Genomic DNA, 24960 nt, shown 5'->3' on the forward strand with positions numbered 1-24960 from the left:
AGTTGTCAAAGTCGTAATAAAGAACGCTTTTAAAGCGCTTTGAATTTATTTTTGGAGGTTATATTAATGTCAGTTAAATTTGAAAAACAAGAAGGTAACAACGGTTTATTAACAGTTGAATTACCAGCTGAAACAGTAAACGCAGCTCTAGACCAAGCGTTTAAAAAAGTAGTAAAAGAAATCAACGTACCAGGTTTCCGTAAAGGAAAAATGCCTCGTCAAATGTTCGAACAACGTTTCGGTGCTGAATCTTTATACCAAGATGCACTAGAAATTCTAATCAACGAAAACTACCCTAAAGCTATTGTTGAAGCTAACGTAGAACCAGTTGATCAACCAGAAATCGATTTCGAAAAAATCGAAAAAAATGCTCCATTCACTTTCACTGCTAAATTAGTATTACGCCCTGAAGTTCAACTTGGCGAATACAAAGGTTTAGAAGTAACTAAACAACCAACTGAAGTGACTGAAGAAGAAATTACTGCTGCAATCGAAGCGCAACAAGCTCGTCTTGCTGAATTAGTAATTAAAGAAGACGGCGCAATCGAAAACGGCGATACTGCTGTAATCGATTTCGAAGGTTTCGCTAACGGCGAAGCATTCGAAGGTGGTAAAGGCGATAACTACGCACTTGAAATCGGTTCTGGTTCATTCATCCCAGGATTTGAAGAGCAATTAGTAGGCGCTAAAGCTGGCGAATCTAAAGAAGTTGAAATTACATTCCCAGAAGAATACCACGCTGCTGAGCTAGCTGGTAAACCTGCTACTTTCAAAGTAACAATTCACGAAGTTAAAGCAAAAGAACTTCCAGAATTAAACGATGAGTTAGCTACTGAAATCGATCCTGAAGTTAAATCTTTAGACGAATTACGCACTAAATTAACTGAACAAGCGAAAGCAGAAAAAGTACAAGTTGCTGAATCTACTTTACGTGACGAATTAGTTGAAAAAGCTGCTGCTAACGCAACAATCGATATTCCAAACGGCATGATCGAAACTGAAATCAACCGTATGATGCAAGAATTCGAACAACGCTTACAACAACAAGGTATGAACCTTGAATTATACTTCCAATTCTCAGGTCAAGACGAAGCTGCTTTACGTGAACAAATGACTGCTGACGCTGAAAGCCGCGTACGTGTATCATTAGTTCTTGAAGCAATCGCTGCTGCAGAAAACTTAGAAGTTACTGAAGCTGCTCTTGAAGTAGAATTAGAAAAAATGTCAGCTCAATTCAACATGGATGCTGAACAAATCAAAACTGCTCTAGGTGGTACTTCAATCTTAGAACACGATATCAAAATCCAAAACACTGTTGAATTACTAGTAGAAAACGCTAAAATTTCTGAGTAATCCATACAGTTTGTAATAAGGATTAATTCTATTACAAAATGAACAAGAGACTGCCCACGAAGTCACTCACGCTTTATTTTAGGGAGTAGAGGAGTTTACCTTCTCTACAAACAAAATTCTGTTGTGTCTCTAACTTTTACGGAAGTCTCTTGTTTTCATATTGATAAGGAATTTACTTATACATATTTCAAAAATGAGTAAAAAATCGCATTACAGTTCGTAATGTTTGAAAAATATATTATAATCTTGTAATATAATTGCTTGAATAGGGGTGAAATAATTGTTCAAATTTAATGATGAAAATGGTAATTTAAAATGTTCATTCTGTGGTAAACCACAAGAACAAGTTCGTAAACTTGTTGCTGGTCCTGGCGTTTACATTTGTGATGAATGTATCGATCTTTGTTCTGAGATCGTAGTTGAGGAACTAGGAACTGAAGTTGAAACGGAACTAAAAGATATTCCTACACCAAAGGAAATTCTTGATACATTGGACAGTTATGTCATTGGTCAAGAACGTGCTAAAAAAGCCCTATCGGTTGCAGTATATAATCACTACAAACGCGTAAACTCAAATAGTAAAGTTGACGACGTTGAATTATCTAAATCTAACATTGTTTTAATCGGTCCTACTGGTAGCGGTAAAACATTACTTGCTCAAACTTTAGCTCGTATTATTGATGTACCATTTGCTATTGCAGATGCAACTTCATTAACTGAAGCGGGTTATGTAGGTGAAGATGTTGAAAATATTTTATTAAAGTTAATTCAATCTGCTGATTATGACATCGAAAAAGCAGAGCGTGGAATTATTTACATCGATGAAATCGATAAAGTAGCACGTAAATCTGAAAACCCATCAATCACACGTGATGTATCTGGTGAAGGTGTTCAACAAGCGCTTCTAAAAATCTTAGAAGGTACTGTGGCAAGCGTTCCTCCTCAAGGTGGTCGTAAACACCCACATCAAGAATTTTTACAAATCGATACGACGAATATTTTATTCATCGTAGGTGGTGCATTTGATGGCATCGAATCAATTATTAAACGCCGTATGGGCCAAAAAGTAATTGGTTTCGGTTCAGGAGACAAGCAGGAAACAGATGAGAAGAACTTAATGAAACATCTAATTCCAGAAGATCTACTAAAATTCGGTCTAATCCCTGAATTTATTGGTCGTCTACCTGTATTAGCTAGTCTAGAACAATTAGATGAGGAAGCACTTGTACAAATCTTAACAGAACCTAAAAATGCATTAACGAAACAATACGAAAAAATGATTGAGTTAGATGATGTACAATTAGAGTTCGATAAAGATGCGCTATACGAAATTGCTAAACTTGCGATTGAGCGCAAAACAGGTGCGCGTGGCTTACGTTCGATTATTGAGAACGTTATGCTGGATGTAATGTTTGAAATACCTTCAAGAGACGATATTGCAAAATGTGTGATCACGAAGGAAACACTTACAGAACAAGCTCATCCTAAACTTTTATTAGAAGATGGTACTGAAGTAAAAAATTCAGACGATAAAAAAACATCAGCCTAATTTAAATGAAGGAAGGCTGGCTTCGAATAAGTGCAAACTATGCACATTTTCGATAGCCAGCTTTTTCTTTTATATAAAATAATCTTATAGTTTCATGTTTTTAGTCGATATGCATTATAATTAAGGAATAAACAATATTCTTTTTAAATCTACGGAGGTGGTTCCGCATGACAAGTGAAATGAGTAAACATAGAATACCTATGCTACCTCTAAGAGGATTAATTATTTTCCCTCATACTTTGTTACATATTGATGTTGGTCGTGAAAAATCAATCGTTGCAGTTGAACAAGCGATGAAGGATGATCAAATCATCTACTTGGTTACACAAAAGGAAATAGCGAAGGAAGACCCAAAGGCTACAGATTACTACAGCATGGGTGGACTTGCGAAGATTAAACAAATTATTAAGCTACCGAATGGTACTTCAAGAGTTTTAGTTGAAGGTATTTGTCGTGCCAAAGCAATCGATTACATTGAAGAAGAGAAAATGACGGTTGTTGACGTTGAGACGTTTGAAGATTCAACTGAGAAAACAGTTGAAATCGAAGCGTTAATGCGTACTTTAGTTACTTCATTCGCCAAATATATTAAAGCTTCAAGTAAAATTTCTCCTGAGTTGATGGATACGACGGAAGAAATCGAAGAACCAGGCCTATTAGTGGACACGATTGCTAGCCATCTACCGTTAAAAATGGTCGCAAAACAAGAAATTCTACGTACAACAGATGTTGAAAAACGTTTGAATATTCTTGTACAACGTATTTTTGATGAACAAGAAATCTTAAATGTCGAAAAGAAAATCCATTCTAAAGTGAAGCGTTCAGTTGAGAAGTCACAAAAAGACTTTTACTTACGTGAGCAAATGAAGGCGATTCAAGAAGAACTTGGTGAAGCTGATGGTAAGACAGATGAAATTTCTGAATTACGAACTAAAATTCTCGAAGCAAAAATGCCTGAAAATGTCGAAAAAGCGACTTTGAAGGAATTAAAACGCTACGAAAGATTACCAGCACAAGCAGCTGAAAGTGGTGTCATCCGCAATTATCTTGATTGGATGGTCGCATTACCATGGACGAAAGAGACTGAAGATCGTAAAGACATCAAAAAGGCACAGGAAATCTTAGATGAAGATCATGATGGCCTTGAAAAAGTGAAAGAACGAATTTTAGAATACTTAGCTGTTACACAACTGAAAAGTTCACTACGTGGGCCGATCCTTTGTTTAGCAGGACCTCCAGGGGTAGGTAAAACATCCCTTGCGAAGTCTGTTGCAGCTTCATTAAATCGTGAATTCGTTCGCGTATCGCTTGGTGGCGTACGAGATGAGTCAGAAATTCGTGGTCATAGAAGAACTTACGTAGGTGCTATGCCTGGTCGTATCATTCAAGGAATGAAAAAAGCAGGTACGAAAAATCCTGTATTCCTACTAGATGAAATTGATAAGATGTCGAATGACTTTAGAGGAGATCCTTCTGCAGCGATGTTAGAAGTGTTGGATCCTGAGCAAAATAATTCATTTAGCGATCACTACATTGAAGAAGCATATGATTTATCAAATGTATTGTTCATTGCGACTGCAAATGATTTAGGTTCAATTCCAGGTCCATTGCGTGATCGTATGGAAATCATCTCAATCGGTGGATATACGGAGCAAGAGAAGTTACAAATTGCGAAAAACCATTTAGCACCTAAGCAAGTAGTAGAGAATGGTTTGAAGAAATCACAATTACAATTCCGTGAAGACGGCTTAACTGATATCATTCGTTATTATACGCGTGAAGCAGGTGTGCGTGGATTAGAGCGTACAATTGCATCTGTCTGCCGAAAAGCAGCAAAACAGATCGTCATGGAAGAAAAGAAAAAAGTAATTGTCACTTCAAAAAATGTTACGGATTACTTAGGGAAGCATAAATTCTCACATGGTGAAATGGAAGCGGAAAATCAAGTAGGCGTAGCGACAGGACTAGCATATACGACTGTTGGTGGCGATACATTACAGATTGAGGTTTCAATTACACCAGGTAAAGGTAAAATTATTTTAACAGGTAAATTAGGTGATGTAATGAAAGAGTCTGCACAAACTGCTTTATCATTTGTCCGATCTAAGTTAGACTTGTTAAAAGTGGAATCAAATTATTTCGAAGAGCATGATGTCCATGTCCACGTTCCAGAAGGTGCAGTGCCTAAAGACGGCCCATCTGCAGGTGTGACGATGGTGACAGCAATTGTTTCAGCAATAACAGAGAGACCAATTAAAAAAGAAGTAGGAATGACAGGTGAAGTCACACTTCGCGGTCGTGTATTACCAATCGGTGGTCTAAAAGAGAAATCGATTAGTGCGCATCGTGCTGGTTTAAAAACGATTATTATTCCGAAAAAGAACGAAGCAGATATTGATGATATACCAGAAAGTGTACGAAATGAACTTACATTTAAGTTAGTGTCAAACGCGGACGAGGTATTGAAAATAGCGTTAGACGGAGGGAAATAAATGAAAGTCCACAATGTAGAAATGGTGATTAGTGCAGTACGCCCTAATCAATACCCAGAAGACGGATTTCCAGAATTCGCGTTAGCAGGTCGCTCAAACGTAGGGAAATCTTCTTTCATCAACAAAATGATCGGTCGTAAAAGTTTAGCTCGTATTTCTTCAAAACCTGGGAAAACTCAAACTTTAAACTTTTACAAAATTGAAGAACAACTATTTTTCGTAGACGTACCTGGTTACGGTTATGCAAAAGTATCGAAAACTGAGCGTGAAGCTTGGGGTAAAATGATCGAGATGTATTTCACAGATCGTGAACCTTTAAAAGCAGTCGTTCAAATTGTAGATTTACGCCACGCACCATCTGCGGATGATTGCATGATGTATGATTTCTTAAAACACTTCGATATTCCGGTTATTATTATTGCGACAAAAGCTGATAAAGTGAAAAAAGCGCAATGGCCAAAACAAAAGAAACTTGTGAAAACAACATTAGACATGGTTCCAAGTGATCCACTAATCGTCTTTTCATCTGAAACAGGTATGGGTTTCGACGAAGCTTGGGCAGAAATCGAAAGTCGTATGTAATAAATTTAGGAGTGACCTTCAATGGTCGCTCCTTTTTTATAAGGGGAGTTGGACAATGTCATATTTGCCGATATTTATAAAAAATAAAGATTGTCATGTATTAATTGTAGGTGGCGGTCGAATTGCTTGGAATAAGTACAAATTATGTAAAGAAGCAAAAATGAATATCACGGTTGTAGCAGAACAGTTTTGTGAAGCTTTTCAACACGAAGAAAATGCTGATTTTCTCGAACGTCCATACATCGATGGAGAGGCGAGTAAATATGAACTTGTCATTGCAGCAACGAATAACACACAAGTGAATACAGTTATTTCGCAACAGGCAAAACAGTTTGTATGCCGGACTGATGCAGTTGAGAAGGGGAATTGTCTATTACCATCTGCCATACATAGAGGTGATTTTGTCATTTCTTGGACGACAGGTGGGGCGAGTCCTTTTTTATCAAAAACAATTAAACAGAAATTAGAAACAACTTTCGATGAGGATTACGAAGGGTATCTGACCTTTTTAAAAGCAGTACGAGCTGAGCATAAAGACAATAAAGCATTGCTACGGTATGTTGTAGCTGAGCGATTCATTTCGATGACGGATGAAGAAAGATGGCTGGAAATCAAGAAATTCATACCTACTCTAAACTAAATTATTGAATAGTATGAGTACTTTTGCTAAACTTATGTGAGAATCATTCTAATGTAAATATGACAGGAATTCTAACATTGTATGACATTTCAATACTTAGTGAAATACTGTGTTATAATAATATTCGTCAATTATAGAACGTGAGAGGTGTATGATTTCATGCATACAATGGTCGTAGGATTAAATTATAAAACTGCTCCAGTCGAAGTTCGTGAAAAATTCTCAATTAACGAGAATGCACTTGCTGATGCTATGAGAGCATTACAAAATGAAAAAAGTGTTTTAGAAAATGTCATTGTATCAACTTGTAACCGAACAGAGATTTATACTGTTGTGGAAGATACGCAAGCTGGTCGCACTCAAATCAAACAGTTTTTAGCTGATTGGTTTAAAATGCCTGTAGAAGAATTTGATAACCATCTTTATATCCGTGAAGATGATCAATCTATCCAACATTTATTCAAAGTAACTGCTGGGATTGACTCAATGGTTTTAGGTGAGACGCAAATTCTAGGGCAAGTGAAGAACAGTTTCCTTGAAGCGCAGGAAATCGGTACAACAGGAACAATGTTCAATCAACTATTCAAACAAAGTGTTACTTTTGCGAAAAAAGCACATGGTGAGACAGCAATCGGTGAAAATGCCGTATCTGTATCTTATGCTGCAGTCGAACTTGGTAAGAAAATATTTAATTCACTAGCTCATAAACATGTGGCGATTTTAGGCGCGGGCAAAATGGGCGAGTTAGCGATGGAGAATTTATACGGTAGCGGTGTAGGTAAAGTGACCGTCATCAACCGTACAATTTCAAAAGCTGAATTATTAGCTGAAAAATTCGATGGTACGCCAAAATCCATGCAAGAATTACAATGTACACTTTTAGAAGCTGATATTTTAATTACTTCAACTGGAGCGACGGATTATGTCATCGATTATGAATTGATGCAATTTGTCGATAAATTAAGAAAAGGTAAGCCGCTATTCATGGTGGATATCGCAGTACCACGTGATATCGATCCGCGAGTGGGCGATCTTGGCAATGTTTTCTTATATGATATTGATGATTTACACGGTATTGTCGAGGCGAATTTAGCAGAACGTGAACGCGCTGCGAATCAAATTTCGACAATGATTGTTTCGGAAATCGAGGACTTCAAAGATTGGATGGGCAAACTAGGTGTTGTACCGGTTATTTCGGCATTACAACAAAAAGCGAACCGTATCCAAGAGGAAACGATGTCGAGTATCGAAAATAAAATGCCAGATTTAACAGATCGTGAGCGTAAAGTATTATCGAAACATACGAAATCAATCATTAACCAACTGCTGAAAGATCCAATTCTTCAACTGAAAGAATTAGCGGGATCGAAAGAAGCAGAGAAGCAACTTCAATTATTCCAAAAAATATTCGGTATTGAAGAAGAAACACAAATTCAAAGTGAAAAACAACAACTTCATGAAAAAGAGCGCCGTCAAAAAGCAGCGCAAGAAGATTCAATTGTCGAACCGAAATTATCATTTTAAGAGCTGAATTAAGAGCGTTTTCGAATCTATGTGATAGACTATAGGTGCGAGAACGTTTTTTTTCGACGTCAAATAAGGGGAGTATCGAATGTCAGACTTAGCCATGACGCGATTACATGAGGCGATCGTAGTACTCTATGCAATCGCTATCATATTTTATTTTGTAGATTATTTAAAGAAAAACGCCAAAGCACATCGTGTCGCATTTTGGTTTATTTCAGTCGTGTGGATTTTGCAGACAATTTTTCTAGTTGTCTATATGATTGAAACACAGCGATTCCCATTACTATCTTTATTCGAGGGGATTTACTTTTATAGTTGGTTGCTCGTTTCGATTTCAATCCTTCTACACTGTGTTTATCGTGTAGATTTACCGGTATTTTTCATTAATATTATTGGATTTATCTTCATGGTCATCCACACATTTGCACCGACGCAAATTGCGCAGTCGCCAGTTGGTGATAGTTTAGTGTCAGAATTGCTATTAATTCATGTAATGTTCGCAATTTTGTCATATGTTGCATTTTCTTTATCATTTGTTTTCTCCACATTATATTTAATCCTTTATAATGTATTAAAAAAGAAACAATGGACGAAGCAGTGGACGAGGTTGCCATCTTTGCAACAAGCGGAAAGTAGTGCGATTTGGTCCATCGTAATTGGCGTACCCATTTTATTTATTAGTTTGACATTGGGGCTAATGTGGGCGTATCTTACAGTTGCACACTTTAATGTTTTCGATGTGAAAATCATCGGATCATTCATTGCATTACTAGGCTATTGCATCATTGTCCTTTTGAATCACAAAGGCAAATTGAACACGACGAAGCTAGCATGGGTTAATATTTATGCATTCATCTTCGTCATTGTTAATTTCTTTTTAGGAAGTAGTTTATCAGGTTTTCACTTTTGGTATTAATAGAAGGGTAGGCTTATATTTTGAGAAAAATTATTGTAGGTTCTAGAAGAAGTAAATTAGCTTTAACACAAACGAATTGGTTCATTAATGAACTGAAAAAAACAGGTGCTCCTTTTGAGTTCGAGATCAAAGAAATCGTCACAAAAGGAGACCGTATTTTAGATGTACAACTGTCTAAAGTAGGTGGTAAAGGGTTATTCGTAAAAGAAATCGAACAAGAATTATTCGATGAAGAAATCGATTTTGCAGTACATAGTATGAAAGATATGCCTGCAGTTCTTCCTGAAGGATTAGTAATCGGTTGTATTCCGAAAAGAGAAGATCCACGTGACGCATTTATCTCAACAGGCCATGTAAAATTCATGGATCTGCCAGAGGGCGCGACAGTTGGAACTTCAAGTTTACGTCGTAGTGCGCAATTACTTAAAGCGCGTCCAGACCTTAATATTAAGTGGATCCGCGGTAATGTTGATACACGTTTAGCAAAATTAGAAACGGAAGAATACGATGCGATTATTTTAGCTGCAGCAGGCCTTAAACGTCTTGGCTGGTCTGAAGATGTTGTAACGGAATTCCTGTCAACAGAACTATGCGTACCAGCAGTTGGACAAGGTTCTTTAGGGATAGAATGCCGTGCGAACGATACGGAATTACTAGAAGCATTGTCTAAAATGACAGACAAAGCCACTTGGGAAACAGCGCATGCTGAACGTGCATTCCTAACAGCAATGGATGGCGGATGCCAAGTGCCAATCGCAGGATATGCAACGTATAACGAAGGTGAAATTACATTCGAAGGATTAGTAGCAGCACCAGATGCATCTGTATTTTATTCTGATACAGTAGTGAGTAAGGATGCAGTGTTAGCAGGTAAGGAAGTAGCGAAAATACTGACTGAGCAAGGCGCTTATGAATTAATTCAAAAAGTAAAAGCTGAGCAAGATGAAGTCTAATAATCGCTTACTTGGTGAACGAATCGTCTTAACAGGGACCTCAATCACGAAGAAAGCTCAGTCCAAAATTGAGGCTTTAGGTGGTCAGGCAATTCATTTACCGCTAATAGAAGTGGCTGAAATTCAAAATATGGAAGATCAGCAACTGCTACATCAGAGTCAAAACATGGATTGGCTCATTTTTACGAGTCAAAATGCGGTGCATGCATTCGCAAATAAATTACAAAAGTATCGATTTTCTGCAGATCAATGGTGCTCAAAAATCGCTGCAGTCGGTAGTAAAACGGCACAATCCCTTGAAGAACTTGGTTTTTCGATTGATTTCATGCCGACTACTTTCAGTGCAGATTGCATGGTCATCGAGTTCAACGAAATACTTCACAACAGCGACCAATGTATGTTTATGAAAGGTTCGATGGCGAAGGATACGTTAAAAGATGGACTTCATTGTCAACTCGCAATTTGGACGATTTACGAAACTGTGGTCTGTACGAAATATTTGGAAGAAATGCGTGAACTCCTTTCTAAAGAAAAATGTACAGTCGTTTTCGCAAGTCCTTCAGCAGTCGATACTTTTGCGCAATATATACTCCCTTCAATCAATTGGAACACGCTTCAAGTTGCAGCAATTGGGCATATTACAGAGGCTAAATTGAGCGAATATGGAGCAGTAGATATAATTCAACCATCTGTTTATACGATGGAAAGTGTTATAGACGAAATCGCAATACGAAAGGAACTAGAACAATGACAAACTTACAATTTAAAAGACATAGACGTTTAAGACAAAACCCGACAATGCGCGCAATGGTAAAAGAAACATATCTTCATAAAGAAGATTTCATTTACCCGATTTTCGTAATGGAAGGGGAAAATATTAAAAATCCTGTTGCTTCAATGCCAGGCGTTTATCAATTTTCAATTGACCGTCTTCAAGAGGAGATGGACGAGGTTGTTTCATTAGGTATTCCTTCAGTGATTCTTTTCGGCTTACCAGCGGAGAAAGATGCAGTAGGTTCTCAAGCTTATCATGATCATGGAATCGTACAAGAAGCGACTCGTTTCGTAAAAACAAATTACCCAGAAGTGATGGTCATTGCAGATACTTGTTTATGTGAATATACTTCGCATGGACATTGTGGTGTTGTATCAGAAGATGAACGTATTTTGAATGATCCTTCACTTGATTTATTAGCACAAACAGCCGTATCACAAGCGAAAGCAGGAGCGGATATTATCGCACCTTCAAATATGATGGATGGCTTCGTAACAGCAATCCGTAAAGGTTTAGATGAAGCTGGTTTTGAAGATATTCCAATTATGTCGTATGCCGTTAAATATGCATCTGCTTACTACGGTCCATTCCGTGAAGCTGCGGATGGCGCACCAAAATTCGGCGATCGTCAATCGTATCAAATGGACCCTTCAAACCGAATGGAAGCGATGCGTGAAGCAACTTCGGATGTAGAAGAAGGCGCAGATTTCCTAATCGTAAAACCTGCATTATCTTACTTAGACATCGTTCGTGATGTGAAAAATAACTTTGACATTCCAGTAGTTGCATACAATGTATCAGGGGAATATGCGATGGTAAAAGCAGCCGCATTAAACGGTTGGATGGACGAGAAGAAAACAGTTCTTGAAACATTATTAAGTATGAAACGTGCGGGTGCAGATTTAATTATGACGTACCACGCGAAAGATGCAGCACGTTGGTTGGAGGAGAAATAGAGATGACACGTACTTTCGATAAATCACGCGAAATTTTCGCTGAAGCAGAAAACTTAATGCCGGGTGGCGTAAACAGTCCCGTTCGAGCATTCAAAGCAGTAGAACAAGAACCAATCGTTATGGAAAAAGGGCATGGCGCAATCATCACAGACGTTGATGGGAATGACTACATTGACTATGTATTATCATGGGGTCCACTAATTATTGGTCATACTCACCCTGACGTTGTATCAGCGATCCAAAGAGTAGCTACTACAGGTACATCATTCGGAGCTTCAACTCAAATTGAAAATGAATTAGCAAAAGAAGTAATCAAACGCGTTCCATCTGTAGAGATGATTCGTATGGTTTCATCTGGTACGGAAGCTACGATGTCAGCAATTCGTGCAGCGCGTGGCTTCACTGGTCGCGATAAAATCTTGAAATTTGAAGGTTCTTATCATGGTCATGGTGATTCATTATTAATTAAAGCGGGTTCAGGTGTAGCGACTTTAGGTTTACCAGATAGCCCTGGAGTACCAATGTCAATCGCTCAGAACACTTTAACAGTGCCTTACAACAACTTAGAAGCTGTTTTGCAAGTGTTTGAGAAGTATGGTGAAGAAATTGCCGCAGTGATCGTAGAACCTGTTGCAGGGAATATGGGATGCGTTCCACCACTTCCAGGTTTCTTAGAAGGGTTACGTGATGTAACGACTAAAGCTGGCACAATCCTAATCTTTGATGAAGTAATGACTGGTTTCCGCGTTGGATATCATTCAGCTCAAGGTTACTACGGAGTAACGCCTGATTTAACTTGTTTAGGTAAAGTAATCGGTGGCGGACTTCCAGTAGGTGCTTTCGGTGGTCGTCGTGACATTATGGAGAAAATCGCTCCAGCTGGTCCAATCTATCAAGCAGGAACACTTTCAGGTAATCCACTTGCTATGACAGCAGGTTTAGAAACAATCCAACATTTAACGGAAGATTCATACAAACATTTCGAAAAACTTGGTGACCGTTTAGAAGCTGGATTCCGCGAAGCAGCTGAAACTTACAATATTCCGCATACTGTAAACCGCGCTGGTTCAATGATTGGCTATTTCTTAACGAATGAAAAAGTTATTGATTTTGATACAGCGAAAACATCTGATTTACAATTATTCGCAGAATACTATGGATTAATGGCGCAACAAGGCGTATTCCTACCACCTTCACAATTCGAAGGCGTATTCGTATCAACTGCACATACGGAAGAACATATTGATCATACGATTAAAGCTTTCCAAAATGCATTTAAACAATTGAAAAGATAATGATATTTGACCTTCTAGTCGTGTAGACTAGGAGGCTTTTTAAAAACGAAAAGCAAATCACGCTCGATCATATGCGAGGGTACTGCAAGGTTTGAAGAGAAAGTAAAAGCCCCATCACTTTCTCCCGAAAACCTGAAGTATCCCATAGCATATAGCGTGAATTTGCTAGACAGGGAAAGAAAAGTGAAGGTGGCTCGTTTATCTCGAGAGCACTGCAGAAAACGAAGGAAAAGTAAAAGCTTCACCACTTTTCCCCGAGTTTTCGAAGTGACTCAAAGAGAGTAGTGGAACAAGCTAGCTAGACAAAGAAACGAAAAGCAAATCACGCTCGATCATATGCGGAATATCTAGACAAAGAAAAGATTACTACACACTTGCTTTTCGGCCGGAATCCTCGTTATTTCTTTCAAAGATGATGCATAAGAAAAAAAGGGGACATCCATCTTTACAGTCAATCAACCTACTAATTGACTCAGAAAAGATTTTCTCAAGAGTCATCAATTCCTTAGGAGTTCACTATTGCCAAACGAATCGCTTTCGGCTACAATAAGAATTATTCAAATAAACAATTGCTTTGACTGGGAGGAGTAAGTTACTTTTCTTGTTGAGAGAGGGAACGGTTGGTGAGAGTTCCTCAAGAAAATTACCTGAAGGTAGCCCATGAGCAGATTTCGTGAACTAATAGTAGCGAGATTCGGTTTAGAGACCGTTATCCAATGAAGTTGCCAGTCTTTTGTGCTGGAATAAAGGTGGTACCGCGGAGTTCTCTCGTCCTTTTCATATAGGATGATGGGGATTTTTTTTATGCCTAAATTTATTGGAGCGTCATTTTAAAGGAGGAAACCAACATGTCAGAAAAAGAAATTTCAATGCCAACGAAATATGACCCGCAAGCAGTTGAAGCTGGTCGTTATGAGTGGTGGCTACAAAAAGACTGTTTTAAAGCACAACCTGAAAGTGGAAAAGAACCATACTCAATCGTAATTCCACCGCCAAACGTAACAGGTAAATTACACCTTGGACACGCTTGGGATACGACTTTACAAGATATTTTAATCCGTATGAAACGCATGCAAGGTTACGATGCACTTTGGTTACCAGGAATGGACCACGCTGGGATTGCAACACAAGCAAAAGTTGAAGCAAAACTACGTGAACAAGGCGTATCTCGTTATGACCTTGGTCGTGAAAAATTCTTAGAAAAAACATGGGAGTGGAAAGAAGAATATGCTTCTACAATCCGTTCACAATGGGCAAAACTAGGATTAGCTTTAGATTATTCTCGTGAACGTTTCACATTAGATGATGGTCTTTCTGAAGCGGTTAAAGAAGTTTTCGTTAAATTATACGAAAAAGATTTAATCTATCGTGGCGAACGCATTATTAACTGGGATCCAGCAGCTCAAACAGCATTATCTGACATCGAAGTAATTTACAAAGATGTTCAAGGTGCTTTCTACCACATGGAATACCAAATTAAAGATAGCGATGAAAAAGTAGAAATCGCTACAACTCGTCCAGAAACAATGCTTGGTGACTCTGGTATTGCAGTAAACCCGAATGATGAACGTTATGCTCACTTAATCGGTAAAACAGCGATTCTACCAATCGTAGGTCGTGAATTACCAATCGTAGCAGATGATTACGTAGATGTTGAATTCGGTACAGGTGTTGTTAAAATGACGCCAGCGCATGACCCGAATGACTTTGAAGTCGGTAACCGTCACAACTTAGAACGCATCATGGTTATGAATGGCGATGGTACGATGAATGATAGGGCTGGCAAATACGCTGGTATGAATCGTTTCGAATGCCGTAAAGAAATCGTGAAAGATCTTCAAGAACAAGGAGTACTAATTAAAATCGTAGAACATTTACACTCAGTAGGTCACTCTGAACGTTCTGGTGCAGTAGTAGAGCCGTACCTTTCTAAACAATGGTTTGTTAAAATGGAACCACTTGCGAAAGAAGCTCTAGCATTACAAGAGAAAGAAAACGAAAAAGTTAATTTCGTTCCACAACGTTTCGAAAACACTTATACACGTTGGATGGAAAATGTTCATGACTGGTGTATTTCTCGTCAATTATGGTGGGGTCACCAAATTCCAGCTTGGTATCATAACGAAACTGGTGAACTTTATGTTGGTAAAGAAGCACCAGAAGATGAAGAAAACTGGACACGTGATAATGACGTTCTAGATACTTGGTTCTCATCTGCACTATGGCCGTTCTCTACAATGGGTTGGCCTGATGGCGATGCTGAAGATTTTAAAAAATACTTCCCGAACGGTGCATTAGTAACTGGTTACGATATCATCTTCTTCTGGGTTTCTCGTATGATCTTCACTTCATTAGAATTCACAGGCGAGCGTCCATTCGAAGACGTATTAATCCACGGTTTAGTACGTGATGGCGAAGGTCGTAAAATGTCTAAATCACTAGGAAACGGTGTAGATCCTATGGATGTAATCGCAGACTACGGTGCAGATTCATTACGTTTCTTCTTAGCAACTGGTTCTTCTCCAGGTCAAGATTTACGTTACACAACTGAAAAAGTTGAAGCGATTTGGAACTTCTCAAACAAAATTTGGAATGCTTCTCGTTTCGCATTAATGAATATGGAAGGCATGACTTACGACGAAATCGATTTAACAGGCGAAAAATCTGTTGCAGATAAATGGATCTTAACGCGCTTAAACGAAACAATCGAAAAAGTTACTGAGCTTGCTGATAAATACGAATTCGGTGAAGTTGGTCGTTATTTAAATAACTTCATCTGGGATGATTTCTGTTCTTGGTACATCGAAATGGCGAAACTTCCATTATACGGTGAAGACGAAGCAGCGAAGAAAACAACTCGTTCTGTATTAGCATATGTTTTAGACCAAACAATGCGTCTACTACACCCATTAATGCCATTCATTACAGAAGAAATTTGGCAACACCTTCCACACGAAGGCGACACAATCGTAAATGCAGCTTGGCCAACAGTTCGCGAAGATCTTCATTTCGAAGAAGAAGCGAAAAACATGCAATTACTAATGGATATTATCCATGCTGTTCGTAACATTCGTGCAGAAGTAAATACACCAATGAGCAAAAAAGTACCAATGTTCATCTCTGCTAAATCAGATGTTGAAAAAGTAGTACTTGAAGCGAATAAAGGCTATATCGAAAAATTCTGTAACCCTGAAACATTAACAATTGGCTTAAACGTTGAACCAGAAGGTCAAACGATGTCAGCAGTTATCTCAGGTGCTGAATTATTCTTACCACTTAAAGGTTTAATCAATGTTGAAGATGAGATTGCTCGTCTTGAAAAAGAACTTGATAAATGGAATAAAGAAGTAAAACGTGTTCAAGGTAAATTGAACAACGAAAAATTCGTAGGCAGTGCGCCAGAAGCAGTAGTAGCTGCAGAACGCGAAAAAGAAACTGACTATCTTGAAAAACAAGCAACGGTTGAAAAACGTATTGCTGAACTTAAAAATATGTAATTGAAATAGGAAAGACTTCGGTAGTTTTGAACTGCCGAAGTTTTTTTGTATGGCTCTGTGTCAAATGTTGGGGTGAATGAAATTGGATTTTCAATTTCATTCACCTTGAACAGAACGACGCACCTTATCCAAAGCCCAATAGATATAACGTCAATGATGAAATCGAACCGCAATTATGACAGGTCGATTCAAGGCTTCTTTAACAGCTGCTTTGAAACTTTGATTCATATCCATTACAACGATTTCTACTTGATCACCATATTTTTGTAAATATTGTTTAATCGTATCTTTTCTTCGATTGGGCAGAATATCGATTGGTTCATGTGCTTCCGCATTGGCAATAACTAATTGGAATTTCCCAGCGTTGGTATCAATCAATGAAAGAGGACTTTTCTGAAAAACGTTTCCCGCAAGAACAAGAATAACGACGGCGTTTATAGTAAAGCAACGTTAATCTTTCAAACTATTTTAAATGACTAATTCTTTGGATTCGATAATCATGTACTTTCGAAGTAATGGAATGGCAAGATGGGCAAGTATGAGGAACCTAAGTCATCTCAATATAAAGGGCATACTTTCCCTCGATTTCTTCAATTTTTGTGATTAAAACATCTTTTAATCCTGGAATATTCATGATAGACTTCATATAGCATAGCTCACCCTTCTTTAGCTTATTACTTAGCATTTTAAGTATAAAGGAATTGGTGAAACTGTGCTTTTTTTTGCCTTTTTTCACATAGATCAACATTGAAAGAAATAACGAGGACTCCTGCCGAAAAACAAGTGGAAAGAAATAGTGCGGCACTTGTCGGCGGAAAGCATTCGTTATTTCTGAAAGTTACAACGTGAATTATTTTAAGACCCCAACATATATAATAGAACCTTTTGTAAGGATAAAAAAAGAAACCACCGAAGTGATTTCTAGTTCATTAAAATATAAATGATTCATAGGCATAACGCCCAACTAAGTATTTCATTAATAAATCAGGCAAATTCTCTTCATATAAATCATAGAATGAACGAGCACCTACTGGATCTTCTATTTCATTTAATAGCCATGTGCCATCCTCTAATAATAAGAAGTCCATACCGATATAATCACTCTTAATCGCATTTTGCATCGCATGAACATGGTCAAGCTGCAAATGGTTTAGTTCATAGCGCTCAATTGATCCACCAAGCGTCAGATTTGAACGGAAATCCTCTTTACCTTGGCGTTTCACAGCGCCGATTACTTGATTACCAAGCACCCATACACGTACATCTGTCGCATTTGATTCGATATAAGGCTGTACGAGTGTTAAGCGATCTTCGTATTGCTTCTGACAAACGCATAAATCTGCATTGTCTTGGCAAAGTACAACTTCTGCACCACCGTGACCATCGACCGTTTTGAAGACAAGTGGGTATTCATATTGTTCTGGTTCAGTGAAAAGGGGAACCGTTGGAATGCCTAGCGTTCGAGCGAATTGTAAGGTCATATATTTATTATTAGCCAATGCATTTACATGGCTACTATTTACAACAGGTATATTCGCTTGTTCTAATGATGTTACATAGTCACAATTTCTCGCTCGATAAAAAACAAATTGAGCGTTTTGACAATGAGCGACAAGTTCGCTAACTGAAAAATTATTTGTTAATGCTAATTGCAGTTCTAAATCGTAATTCTTACCAGCCTCGATTAACTGCTCGATAAAAGCCATATTTTTTAAGGCATCAGTTTTTTCGTAGACGATAAAAGCTTTTTTCAAATCGTCCTCATCCTAACTTTTTTAAAATATATTGAACGAAGGCATCTCCGACATTAATGCCTGTCACATTATAAATATTTCGAATATGGGAAGCGGCATTCACTTCGCATACGATTGGTTCGTCCTGTTCATCAAAAAGTAAATCAACACCAGCGAAGTCAGCTCCTACAGCTTGTGCAGCGCGTATAGCTAGATCCTTCTGTGCTTCTGTTAATTCAATTTTTTCAGCGACACCACCATTTGTAATATTTGCTCTGAAATCAGTTTCAGAGTGGCGATACATGGAAGCGACTACTTCATTTCCAATTGTGTTCACACGAATATCTCGTCCAAAACTGGAAGCAATATATTGTTGGAAAACGAAGTCGATTCCTCGCAATTCTTCTACTTTAACATAAAAATCAGCTTCTGTTTCAATTAAATACACTTTCATACCAAATGAACCATGTGCCTCTTTAATTACAAGTGGTAAACCTAAAATTTTTAATACATTTTCAAAGTAACCACTATTTCGTATTGTAAATTTTGGATAAACCTTAGGCGCGACGATTGTGCGTGGCATACGAATTCCTGCATTCGCCAATTGAATATATTGTTTTGCTTTATTATCACAAGTTTCGATTACTTCGGGATCATTAAAAATAGGAATCCCTGCATTTTTTAAATAGGTTGCTAATAATATATCTTTATCTAAAAAAATGACAAAGTCCGGTTTATTTGTAAGTGGTGTCAGTAAATCCATTGGAATTTCATAGTTTTTATATAGGGTAGGTTGAATACCTGCGTTTTCACAAGCTTGCGCCATCAATCTTGCTTGATCGACAAATTTATCAGAAATAAGGCTCCCATTATAAATAATCCAGCATTTTTTCATGCGTTCAAACCTCCGTTGACAGTGCTATAATAGTAAAAACAATCATTACAAATTTTAGCACGTTTTAGAGAGAAAATGAATAGTTAGGATGAATTCAGATGATACCGAAATTTGATTATTATAAACAATTAAATGAAGTCGTAAGTAGCGATGACATAAAACCAGGGCTTGAAGCCATCGAAAATGCGATGGAATTGTCGGGGCATCCTGAACTTGCAATCCCTGTCATTCATGTTGCAGGGACGAATGGCAAAGGTTCTACCATTAAAATGATGGAGCGTTTATTACAAACACATGGTTTGAAAACAGCTACATTTATGTCCCCTTGTATAAATGATGTTCATGATCAAATACAGTTTAATGGAGAGTCTATTACGGAGCAGCAAATGAATAGTGCTTTTCAATTTGCGAAGGAATGTGGATTGAGTGGTCGACTAACGGATTTTGAATTGTTAACGGCTATTGCATTTATTGCAATTTCTCAAGAACAGCCAGATATTGCCCTGATCGAAAGTGGGTTAGGTGGCCGTTTTGATAGTACAAATGTTGTAAACCCGATTGTTTCGGTTATCCCAAGTATTGCACTTGAACATACAGCTTTTTTAGGGGATACCATTGAAAAAATCGCGACACATAAAGCAGGAATCATCAAAGAAGGTAAGCATGTTGTAATCGGGGAATTACCATTAGAAGCTGAAAAAGTGATGCGATTTGAAGCGGTTCAAAAAAATGGCGTATTAAAAATAAATGGCATTGATTTTTCAGTCGATCACGACAATAAATGGCATAATGGTGAGTTGGAGTTTTCGGAATTAATTCCAAGTTTAAAAGGGGAACATCAAGTCGGCAATATGGCAGTAGCGATTCAAGCATTTCTCATTGTCGCAGAACAGTTAGAGATTGAAGCAAATGAAGCGCATATTCGAGAAGCCGTATCCTCAACAACTTTGGCAGGGCGATTCGAACAGATTAGTTCAAATGTTTGGATGGATGGCGCACATAATCCTGCAAGTGCAAAAATGCTGAAGGAAACAATCCAGCAACAATTTCAATTTGAGAAAGTGACGATGATTGTCGGCATTTTAAAAGACAAGGATGTTCAAGGTGTTTTACGCCAACTTGAAGAAGTGTCAGATGAATTTATTTTCGTAGAAGTTGAAAGAGAACAAGGGCGGCTAATGAGTTCTCAAGCATTACTTGACTTGAGCGCAGCCACTCAGAAATCTGTTTCTAATTCAGTATTGGAAGCAGTTAAATCAATTTCTCCAACTCAAAAAATTGTCATTACGGGATCGCTTTATTTATTGGCACAATGGCGAGATGTGTTACGGAAGAATTTAGTCTAGTAAAATAAAAGGACGTCGACATTGTAAAGTACAGTGTCGACGTCCTTTTGCTGTTTAGTTTTCTTGAAGTTTACTGTATAAAACATACTGTCGAACTTCTTGATATACAGGATATTGAATAGGGAAGCGTAGTAATTCTGACGGTTTGGCAAATGTAACGGAAGATTGATTAATAACAATCGCATTTGCAATCATCGAACCTTTGAAACTTGTGCGATTCGTCAGTTCAAGATTACCTTTTGGTAGAACGATGAATTGACTTTGTGGCGAAGCACCACCATCGATTAGTAAATGCTGACCACCTGAAATGATATTCCCTTTATACGTATCCATCATTAATGTGGCATCCGCATTTTTTAAGTAAATAAAACCATCGCTAGTAAAGTTTTTAGAAAATGTAATCGGTGCTTTAGAATCATAGAAAGTCGCTAATTTAGCACCATCCGCAATTATTGAACCGTCAGTTGCACTGAATGACTGAATGAACAATTGGACTTTTCCAGAACCCACAAAGTGAAGTTTCGCATTGCCGGTTAATCTTAATTGATCGATGCGCAATGTTTGAGAATTGTCACCGATGTCGATAAATGCTTCTTCACCATCAATTGAAAGTGATGAAAGATGCGTTTCTGTCGATGTGAACTGGAATGGATTTGATTCAGTGAATTTCTTCTTCGTTAAATGATCCACTGTTAATTGACCGTCTTTTAAGTAATAGATTTTCACTTTTTTCTTTTGGTCTTTAATTTTCTTTTTGAAATATAATTTTTCATCATTTATACCTGCTTCATCTAAAGCCTTAATTTCTTTAGTTGGAAAAGAGGGTAGGAATTTTTGGAACGATAAATCATTCATAATTTTACTATTTGAAGCAGTTGTATTGCCGTCATTTAGACATTCATTCAAATATGCGCCATTCCTTAATTCATGTTGGCAAGAAGAACCGTCGACTGTGATGTTTTTGACATTGCTACTCGCTAATAGACCAAGAACATTAGATGCATTTTGAATTGCGATGCGTTTAGAAGTATGCGCAACATATTGAGGGCGATAAAAGTCTGAGATGATTTTTTGATCAACTTGAAAATCAACTTTAAATTGCTGTTTAACAGTTGAGTGCTTTTCTCCAAGAGTCGCAGTCGATACTACTTCGTACCGATCTTGATTTGCACTAAGTTGTACAGTGGTTTTAGTAGTCGGTTGAAGACCATCTGTTTTTTCGAAAGAATCATCGAAAATTGATTTGCCAATTTGTTTTTGAATTGAAGCATTTACTTGGCTATTCGTAATTTTTTCAACATCAAATGCTGCCTTCTCAGTTGTCGATAATTGATTGTAACGCTCAAGATTGATTTTGTATTGATCAGTAGCATATTGTTCAAGGCTTTGACGATATGTAGCGATACTTTTCTTTGCCATTGAAGTGATTTTAGAGCCATTTTGTTTTGGACTATTTGCATTTGAATCATTGGAATCGATTATTTTATAAACAATCATGCCCGTAATAAGTAGCGTGATGACCAACAATATGGAAGGGACTAACCAAGTTTTCATAAAAGCGGATTTCTTTTTACTTCTTTTTTTTGTCACTTTGAGCACCTCTTTTTAGTAGATAGATGTTAGAATAGAGGAAATGAAGGGATATTCCTTTTATTCCAAATATTAATAATTATGTACCCTTTATTCTTCTTGAACATGCGATTATATGGAAATACATGATAATAAAAATTTTATTATATATCATAAATCATCATACAACCTAAAAATTGTAGACTCAAGCATTCTTTTCAAGTGAGTGACGAAATGGAAATCAACTTTTAATTATTATATTAATAAAATGAATTTATTGTAGATTGTTTTAACGCTTAAATAATCTATTAAGTGGAGATTCGTGATTTATTTTTATTAAATAGTTTATTTTCCAAATAGAAGGGACTATAATGAAAAAATGTATATAGTGCTTGAGTTTTCTTTTTTAATAAAAAAAAGGAAATCATTCATAAAAAAATACCTTAAATTGCATATTTTTTAACATATTTAGGGTATGCGAGGCAGTAGAGAAAGAATTTGTTAAAAAGATGGAAGCACTACAAAGAGGAGGTACGGACCATGTTTGGCGGTACAAATAAAACAATTTCAATCGTCTATAACGACTTTGCACTTAGCCTATTAGCCGTAACAAAAGGTGAGTTGGAACAAGCACTCACTTATCAAATTCCTCTTGAAAAAGGAATTGTAAAAAACGGTATGATTGAGGACGAAGACGCGTTTTTTAATACATTGAAAGATGTGCTTAAAAAGAAAAAAATTAAAAGATATGATGTAAGAATGGTAGCACCTGCAAATTCGACAGTGATGAAGAAAATTAATTTACCAGCACATTTAACAACAATTGAACAAGTTGAAGAATATATCGAAGCTGAAATGAACGATTCAATTCGCGTACCTTTTAGCGACCCGCTGTATGATATTTATGATGAAGATCCATCAGATGGCGAAGCGTTATTATTTGCTTCAGAGCGCGAAGAAATTACTAAAGTTGTAGATTTAATGGATGACTTAGATTTAGATTTACAAATTGTTGATTTAAAATACTTAGCAGACTTGAGAATTGTGGAGAAAGTAATTCCGAATTTTTATTCTCAAACAATGTTAGTCTTGGATTGGTCTATGGATCAATTATTAATTTCGATTATAAATAATGGAAAACTCGAATTAAATAGAGAGTATACACTCCGCACAGATCATGAAGATTGGTCTGAAATTATTTCGAATGAGGAAGTAGAGTTCAAACTTACTCAAAATAAGGAAGCATATGAAATCCAAATTCATGATGCATTAAATGAAATCGATCAAATTGTTCATTTTTATCAATATTCGTTGAATAAAGGAACTGCTGAAATTCAACGTGTGATTAATATCGGAGATCACCCGATGCTTACAGAAATCGATGAATTAATCGAAGGAAAAGTATCTTTGCAAACGAGCCGTATTACAGATGCTGATATAAATGCATACTTCCCAGGGTTTAAAGCGAAACATAGTACATTACTAGGATTAGCAATTAAAGGAGGACATAAAGAATGATACCGGATATTAACCTCCTGAAAAAAGATGGTCGTGAAACGCATAAAAAAGGAAATTTTGCTAAGTTATTTTTAATCTTACTAACTTTAGCAATCATTATTTTCTATGGTATTAACTATTATTTATTGCATCGCGATGTTGCAGATATCCAAGAGAAATCTGATCGACTTGCAACTCAAATTGAACTACAAAATAAAGAGTTAGAAGAATTACAACAAACGCCTAAAGGACAACTTGTGCAAGCAATTGATTTCGCAGGAAAAGAACAAATCTCTGTAGGTAAAATTACGGATGTTGCCAATAAGAACTTAGATGGTTCGGGTGAATTAGCGGGCTTTGATTATAATTATGATCAAGCGCAAATTGCTGTTTACTTTGATGATCTATCTGAAGCAGCAACGTATGTGAAGAAAATGAAAAAAGAATCGATTTTCAAAACAGTTGAATTAACATCGACTGCTGCATTTACGGAAGTGGATGTTCAAAATGTAAGTGATGAAACTGATTTAGAAGGCGATTCAAGATACAAGGCGATTATTCAAGTAACCCTTAATCTTAAAAAACTTGGATCAGGGGGTGCGAAGTAATGAAAGAAAAAAACGCTAAACAAAGTTGGCTTGTTTATACATTACTTATTTTACTGATTATCTCTGCCGGTATAGCGCTGTATTTCTATTTATTGAAGCCAGAGATGGATAAACGAAATTCATTACAAGAAAAATATGATTTTCAGAAGAGTCACCTAGAAGGGCAAGCGAAAAAAGTTGAATCAACAAAGAAATTAATTGAAAAAGCTGGACCTGTTGGCGATTTGAAACTGAAAATCCCAACAAATAATCAACTGACAGGTATTACGAATGATTTAGCAGAACTAGAAGGAAGTACATCAACTGTCATTACTGATATTCAATTCAATAATTACGGCTCGAAAAAACAAGTGCAAACGCCGAAACTTAAGAGTACGGGACTATCTGAAGCAGAGCTAATTAATCCACTTAGTGACACGCAAGTAGTATCTAGACTGGCAGATCAACAGAAGCCAAAAGATTTGAATCTATTAACTTTTGAAATGTCTGTAAGTGCTTATGATGCAAGTAATATCACAGATTTTGTCAAAGGCATTACTGAAATGTCGAGATTATATGTTGTAGATTCAGTGAAGTATTCGGATCGAAACGTTGAAAATGGTGTCGTTACGGCAAAAGTTCAAGTGACGACTTTCAATGTGAAATTGAAAAAAGAAGCGAGAATGGGTAAAGCACTTACTCCTAAAGCAACAGAAGAATCGAATAAAGAAAAATAGTTAAGATGAGTATGCCATTTTTTGAAAAATTATGGTGTACTCTTTTTTAGTTGTTTTTATT

General features: G+C 37.0%; 19 protein-coding genes, 1 pseudogene and 1 other annotated feature. Of the genes and pseudogenes, 16 read left to right on the forward strand and 4 right to left on the reverse strand.

Translation table 11 applies throughout. The features are described from left to right. The first annotated feature begins 66 nt into the window (after positions 1 to 66). The 12 genes from tig (at position 67) to DF281_RS00240 (ending at position 16535) form a co-directional block, all read left to right on the forward strand. Entirely contained in the window at positions 67 to 1353 is a 1287-nt protein-coding gene (gene tig, locus DF281_RS00185) for a trigger factor (protein ID WP_109348234.1), read from the forward strand. 280 nt (positions 1354 to 1633) lie between these two features. Continuing rightward, entirely contained in the window at positions 1634 to 2902 is a 1269-nt protein-coding gene (gene clpX / locus DF281_RS00190; RefSeq protein ID WP_109348235.1) for an ATP-dependent protease ATP-binding subunit ClpX, read from the forward strand. Between the two features lie 167 nt (positions 2903 to 3069). After that, positions 3070 to 5394: an endopeptidase La gene (gene lon / locus DF281_RS00195; RefSeq protein WP_109348236.1), complete on the forward strand. Its 2325-nt coding sequence runs from the start codon at positions 3070 to 3072 to the stop codon at positions 5392 to 5394. Beyond that, positions 5395 to 5976 carry a ribosome biogenesis GTP-binding protein YihA/YsxC gene (gene yihA, locus DF281_RS00200; RefSeq protein WP_109348237.1) on the forward strand — a complete coding sequence of 194 codons (582 nt, stop codon included), beginning with the start codon at positions 5395 to 5397 and terminating at the stop codon, positions 5974 to 5976. It begins immediately after the preceding gene. A gap of 55 nt (positions 5977 to 6031) precedes the next feature. Then, positions 6032 to 6616 (forward strand): precorrin-2 dehydrogenase/sirohydrochlorin ferrochelatase family protein, encoded by a 585-nt coding sequence (locus DF281_RS00205; RefSeq protein WP_109348238.1) that lies wholly within the window; start codon positions 6032 to 6034, stop codon positions 6614 to 6616. Positions 6617 to 6775: 159 nt separating this feature from the next. After that, positions 6776 to 8140, forward strand: coding sequence for a glutamyl-tRNA reductase (gene hemA / locus DF281_RS00210; protein WP_109348239.1), 1365 nt, complete (start codon positions 6776 to 6778; stop codon positions 8138 to 8140). 88 nt (positions 8141 to 8228) lie between these two features. Continuing rightward, positions 8229 to 9059: a cytochrome C assembly family protein gene (locus DF281_RS00215; protein ID WP_109348240.1), complete on the forward strand. Its 831-nt coding sequence runs from the start codon at positions 8229 to 8231 to the stop codon at positions 9057 to 9059. Positions 9060 to 9079: 20 nt separating this feature from the next. Next, complete coding sequence (hemC, locus tag DF281_RS00220; RefSeq protein ID WP_109348241.1) at positions 9080 to 10012, forward strand: hydroxymethylbilane synthase; 933 nt, start codon at positions 9080 to 9082, stop codon at positions 10010 to 10012. Then, positions 10002 to 10763, forward strand: a complete 762-nt coding sequence (locus DF281_RS00225) for a uroporphyrinogen-III synthase (protein ID WP_109348242.1) — start codon at positions 10002 to 10004, stop codon at positions 10761 to 10763. The genes hemC and DF281_RS00225 overlap by 11 nt, the downstream gene beginning before the upstream one ends. After that, positions 10760 to 11743, forward strand: a complete 984-nt coding sequence (hemB, locus tag DF281_RS00230) for a porphobilinogen synthase (protein ID WP_109348243.1) — start codon at positions 10760 to 10762, stop codon at positions 11741 to 11743. Before DF281_RS00225 ends, hemB begins: the two co-directional genes overlap by 4 nt. A gap of 2 nt (positions 11744 to 11745) precedes the next feature. Then, entirely contained in the window at positions 11746 to 13038 is a 1293-nt protein-coding gene (hemL, locus tag DF281_RS00235) for a glutamate-1-semialdehyde 2,1-aminomutase (protein WP_109348244.1), read from the forward strand. Between the two features lie 565 nt (positions 13039 to 13603). After that, positions 13604 to 13817: a binding site (T-box leader), on the forward strand. A 69-nt stretch (positions 13818 to 13886) separates the two neighbouring features. After that, the gene (locus DF281_RS00240; protein WP_109348245.1) at positions 13887 to 16535 is read left to right on the forward strand and encodes a valine--tRNA ligase; all 2649 of its coding nucleotides are present in this window, start codon (positions 13887 to 13889) and stop codon (positions 16533 to 16535) included. 153 nt (positions 16536 to 16688) lie between these two features. Here the strand turns inward: DF281_RS00240 and DF281_RS14850 are convergent. The 3 genes and pseudogenes from DF281_RS14850 to DF281_RS00260 form a co-directional block, all read right to left on the reverse strand. Further along, positions 16689 to 17181, reverse strand: a pseudogene (locus tag DF281_RS14850) (transposase); the annotation flags it as partial. A 283-nt stretch (positions 17182 to 17464) separates the two neighbouring features. Further along, entirely contained in the window at positions 17465 to 18289 is an 825-nt protein-coding gene (locus DF281_RS00255; protein WP_109348248.1) for an ATP-grasp domain-containing protein, read from the reverse strand. 7 nt (positions 18290 to 18296) lie between these two features. Then, complete coding sequence (locus DF281_RS00260; protein ID WP_109348249.1) at positions 18297 to 19163, reverse strand: ATP-grasp domain-containing protein; 867 nt, start codon at positions 19161 to 19163, stop codon at positions 18297 to 18299. Between the two features lie 98 nt (positions 19164 to 19261). Between DF281_RS00260 and DF281_RS00265 the strand changes: the two genes are divergently transcribed. Further along, positions 19262 to 20509, forward strand: coding sequence for a bifunctional folylpolyglutamate synthase/dihydrofolate synthase (locus tag DF281_RS00265; RefSeq protein ID WP_109348250.1), 1248 nt, complete (start codon positions 19262 to 19264; stop codon positions 20507 to 20509). A 54-nt stretch (positions 20510 to 20563) separates the two neighbouring features. On the opposite strand, the gene DF281_RS00270 is transcribed toward DF281_RS00265, so the two are convergent. Further along, positions 20564 to 22099 carry a hypothetical protein gene (locus tag DF281_RS00270; protein ID WP_109348251.1) on the reverse strand — a complete coding sequence of 512 codons (1536 nt, stop codon included), beginning with the start codon at positions 22097 to 22099 and terminating at the stop codon, positions 20564 to 20566. Positions 22100 to 22618: 519 nt separating this feature from the next. On the opposite strand from DF281_RS00270, the gene pilM reads away from it, so the two are divergent. The 3 genes from pilM to DF281_RS00285 are packed head-to-tail and all read left to right on the forward strand — an operon-like array spanning position 22619 to position 24899. Then, the gene (gene pilM / locus DF281_RS00275; RefSeq protein ID WP_109348252.1) at positions 22619 to 23596 is read left to right on the forward strand and encodes a type IV pilus biogenesis protein PilM; all 978 of its coding nucleotides are present in this window, start codon (positions 22619 to 22621) and stop codon (positions 23594 to 23596) included. Next, positions 23593 to 24183: a hypothetical protein gene (locus DF281_RS00280; RefSeq protein ID WP_109348253.1), complete on the forward strand. Its 591-nt coding sequence runs from the start codon at positions 23593 to 23595 to the stop codon at positions 24181 to 24183. The genes pilM and DF281_RS00280 overlap by 4 nt, the downstream gene beginning before the upstream one ends. After that, entirely contained in the window at positions 24183 to 24899 is a 717-nt protein-coding gene (locus tag DF281_RS00285; RefSeq protein WP_109348254.1) for a hypothetical protein, read from the forward strand. The genes DF281_RS00280 and DF281_RS00285 overlap by 1 nt, the downstream gene beginning before the upstream one ends. Positions 24900 to 24960 lie beyond the last annotated feature (61 nt).

The organism is Kurthia zopfii (assembly GCF_003143955.1).
Lineage (GTDB): Bacteria > Bacillota > Bacilli > Bacillales_A > Planococcaceae > Kurthia > Kurthia zopfii.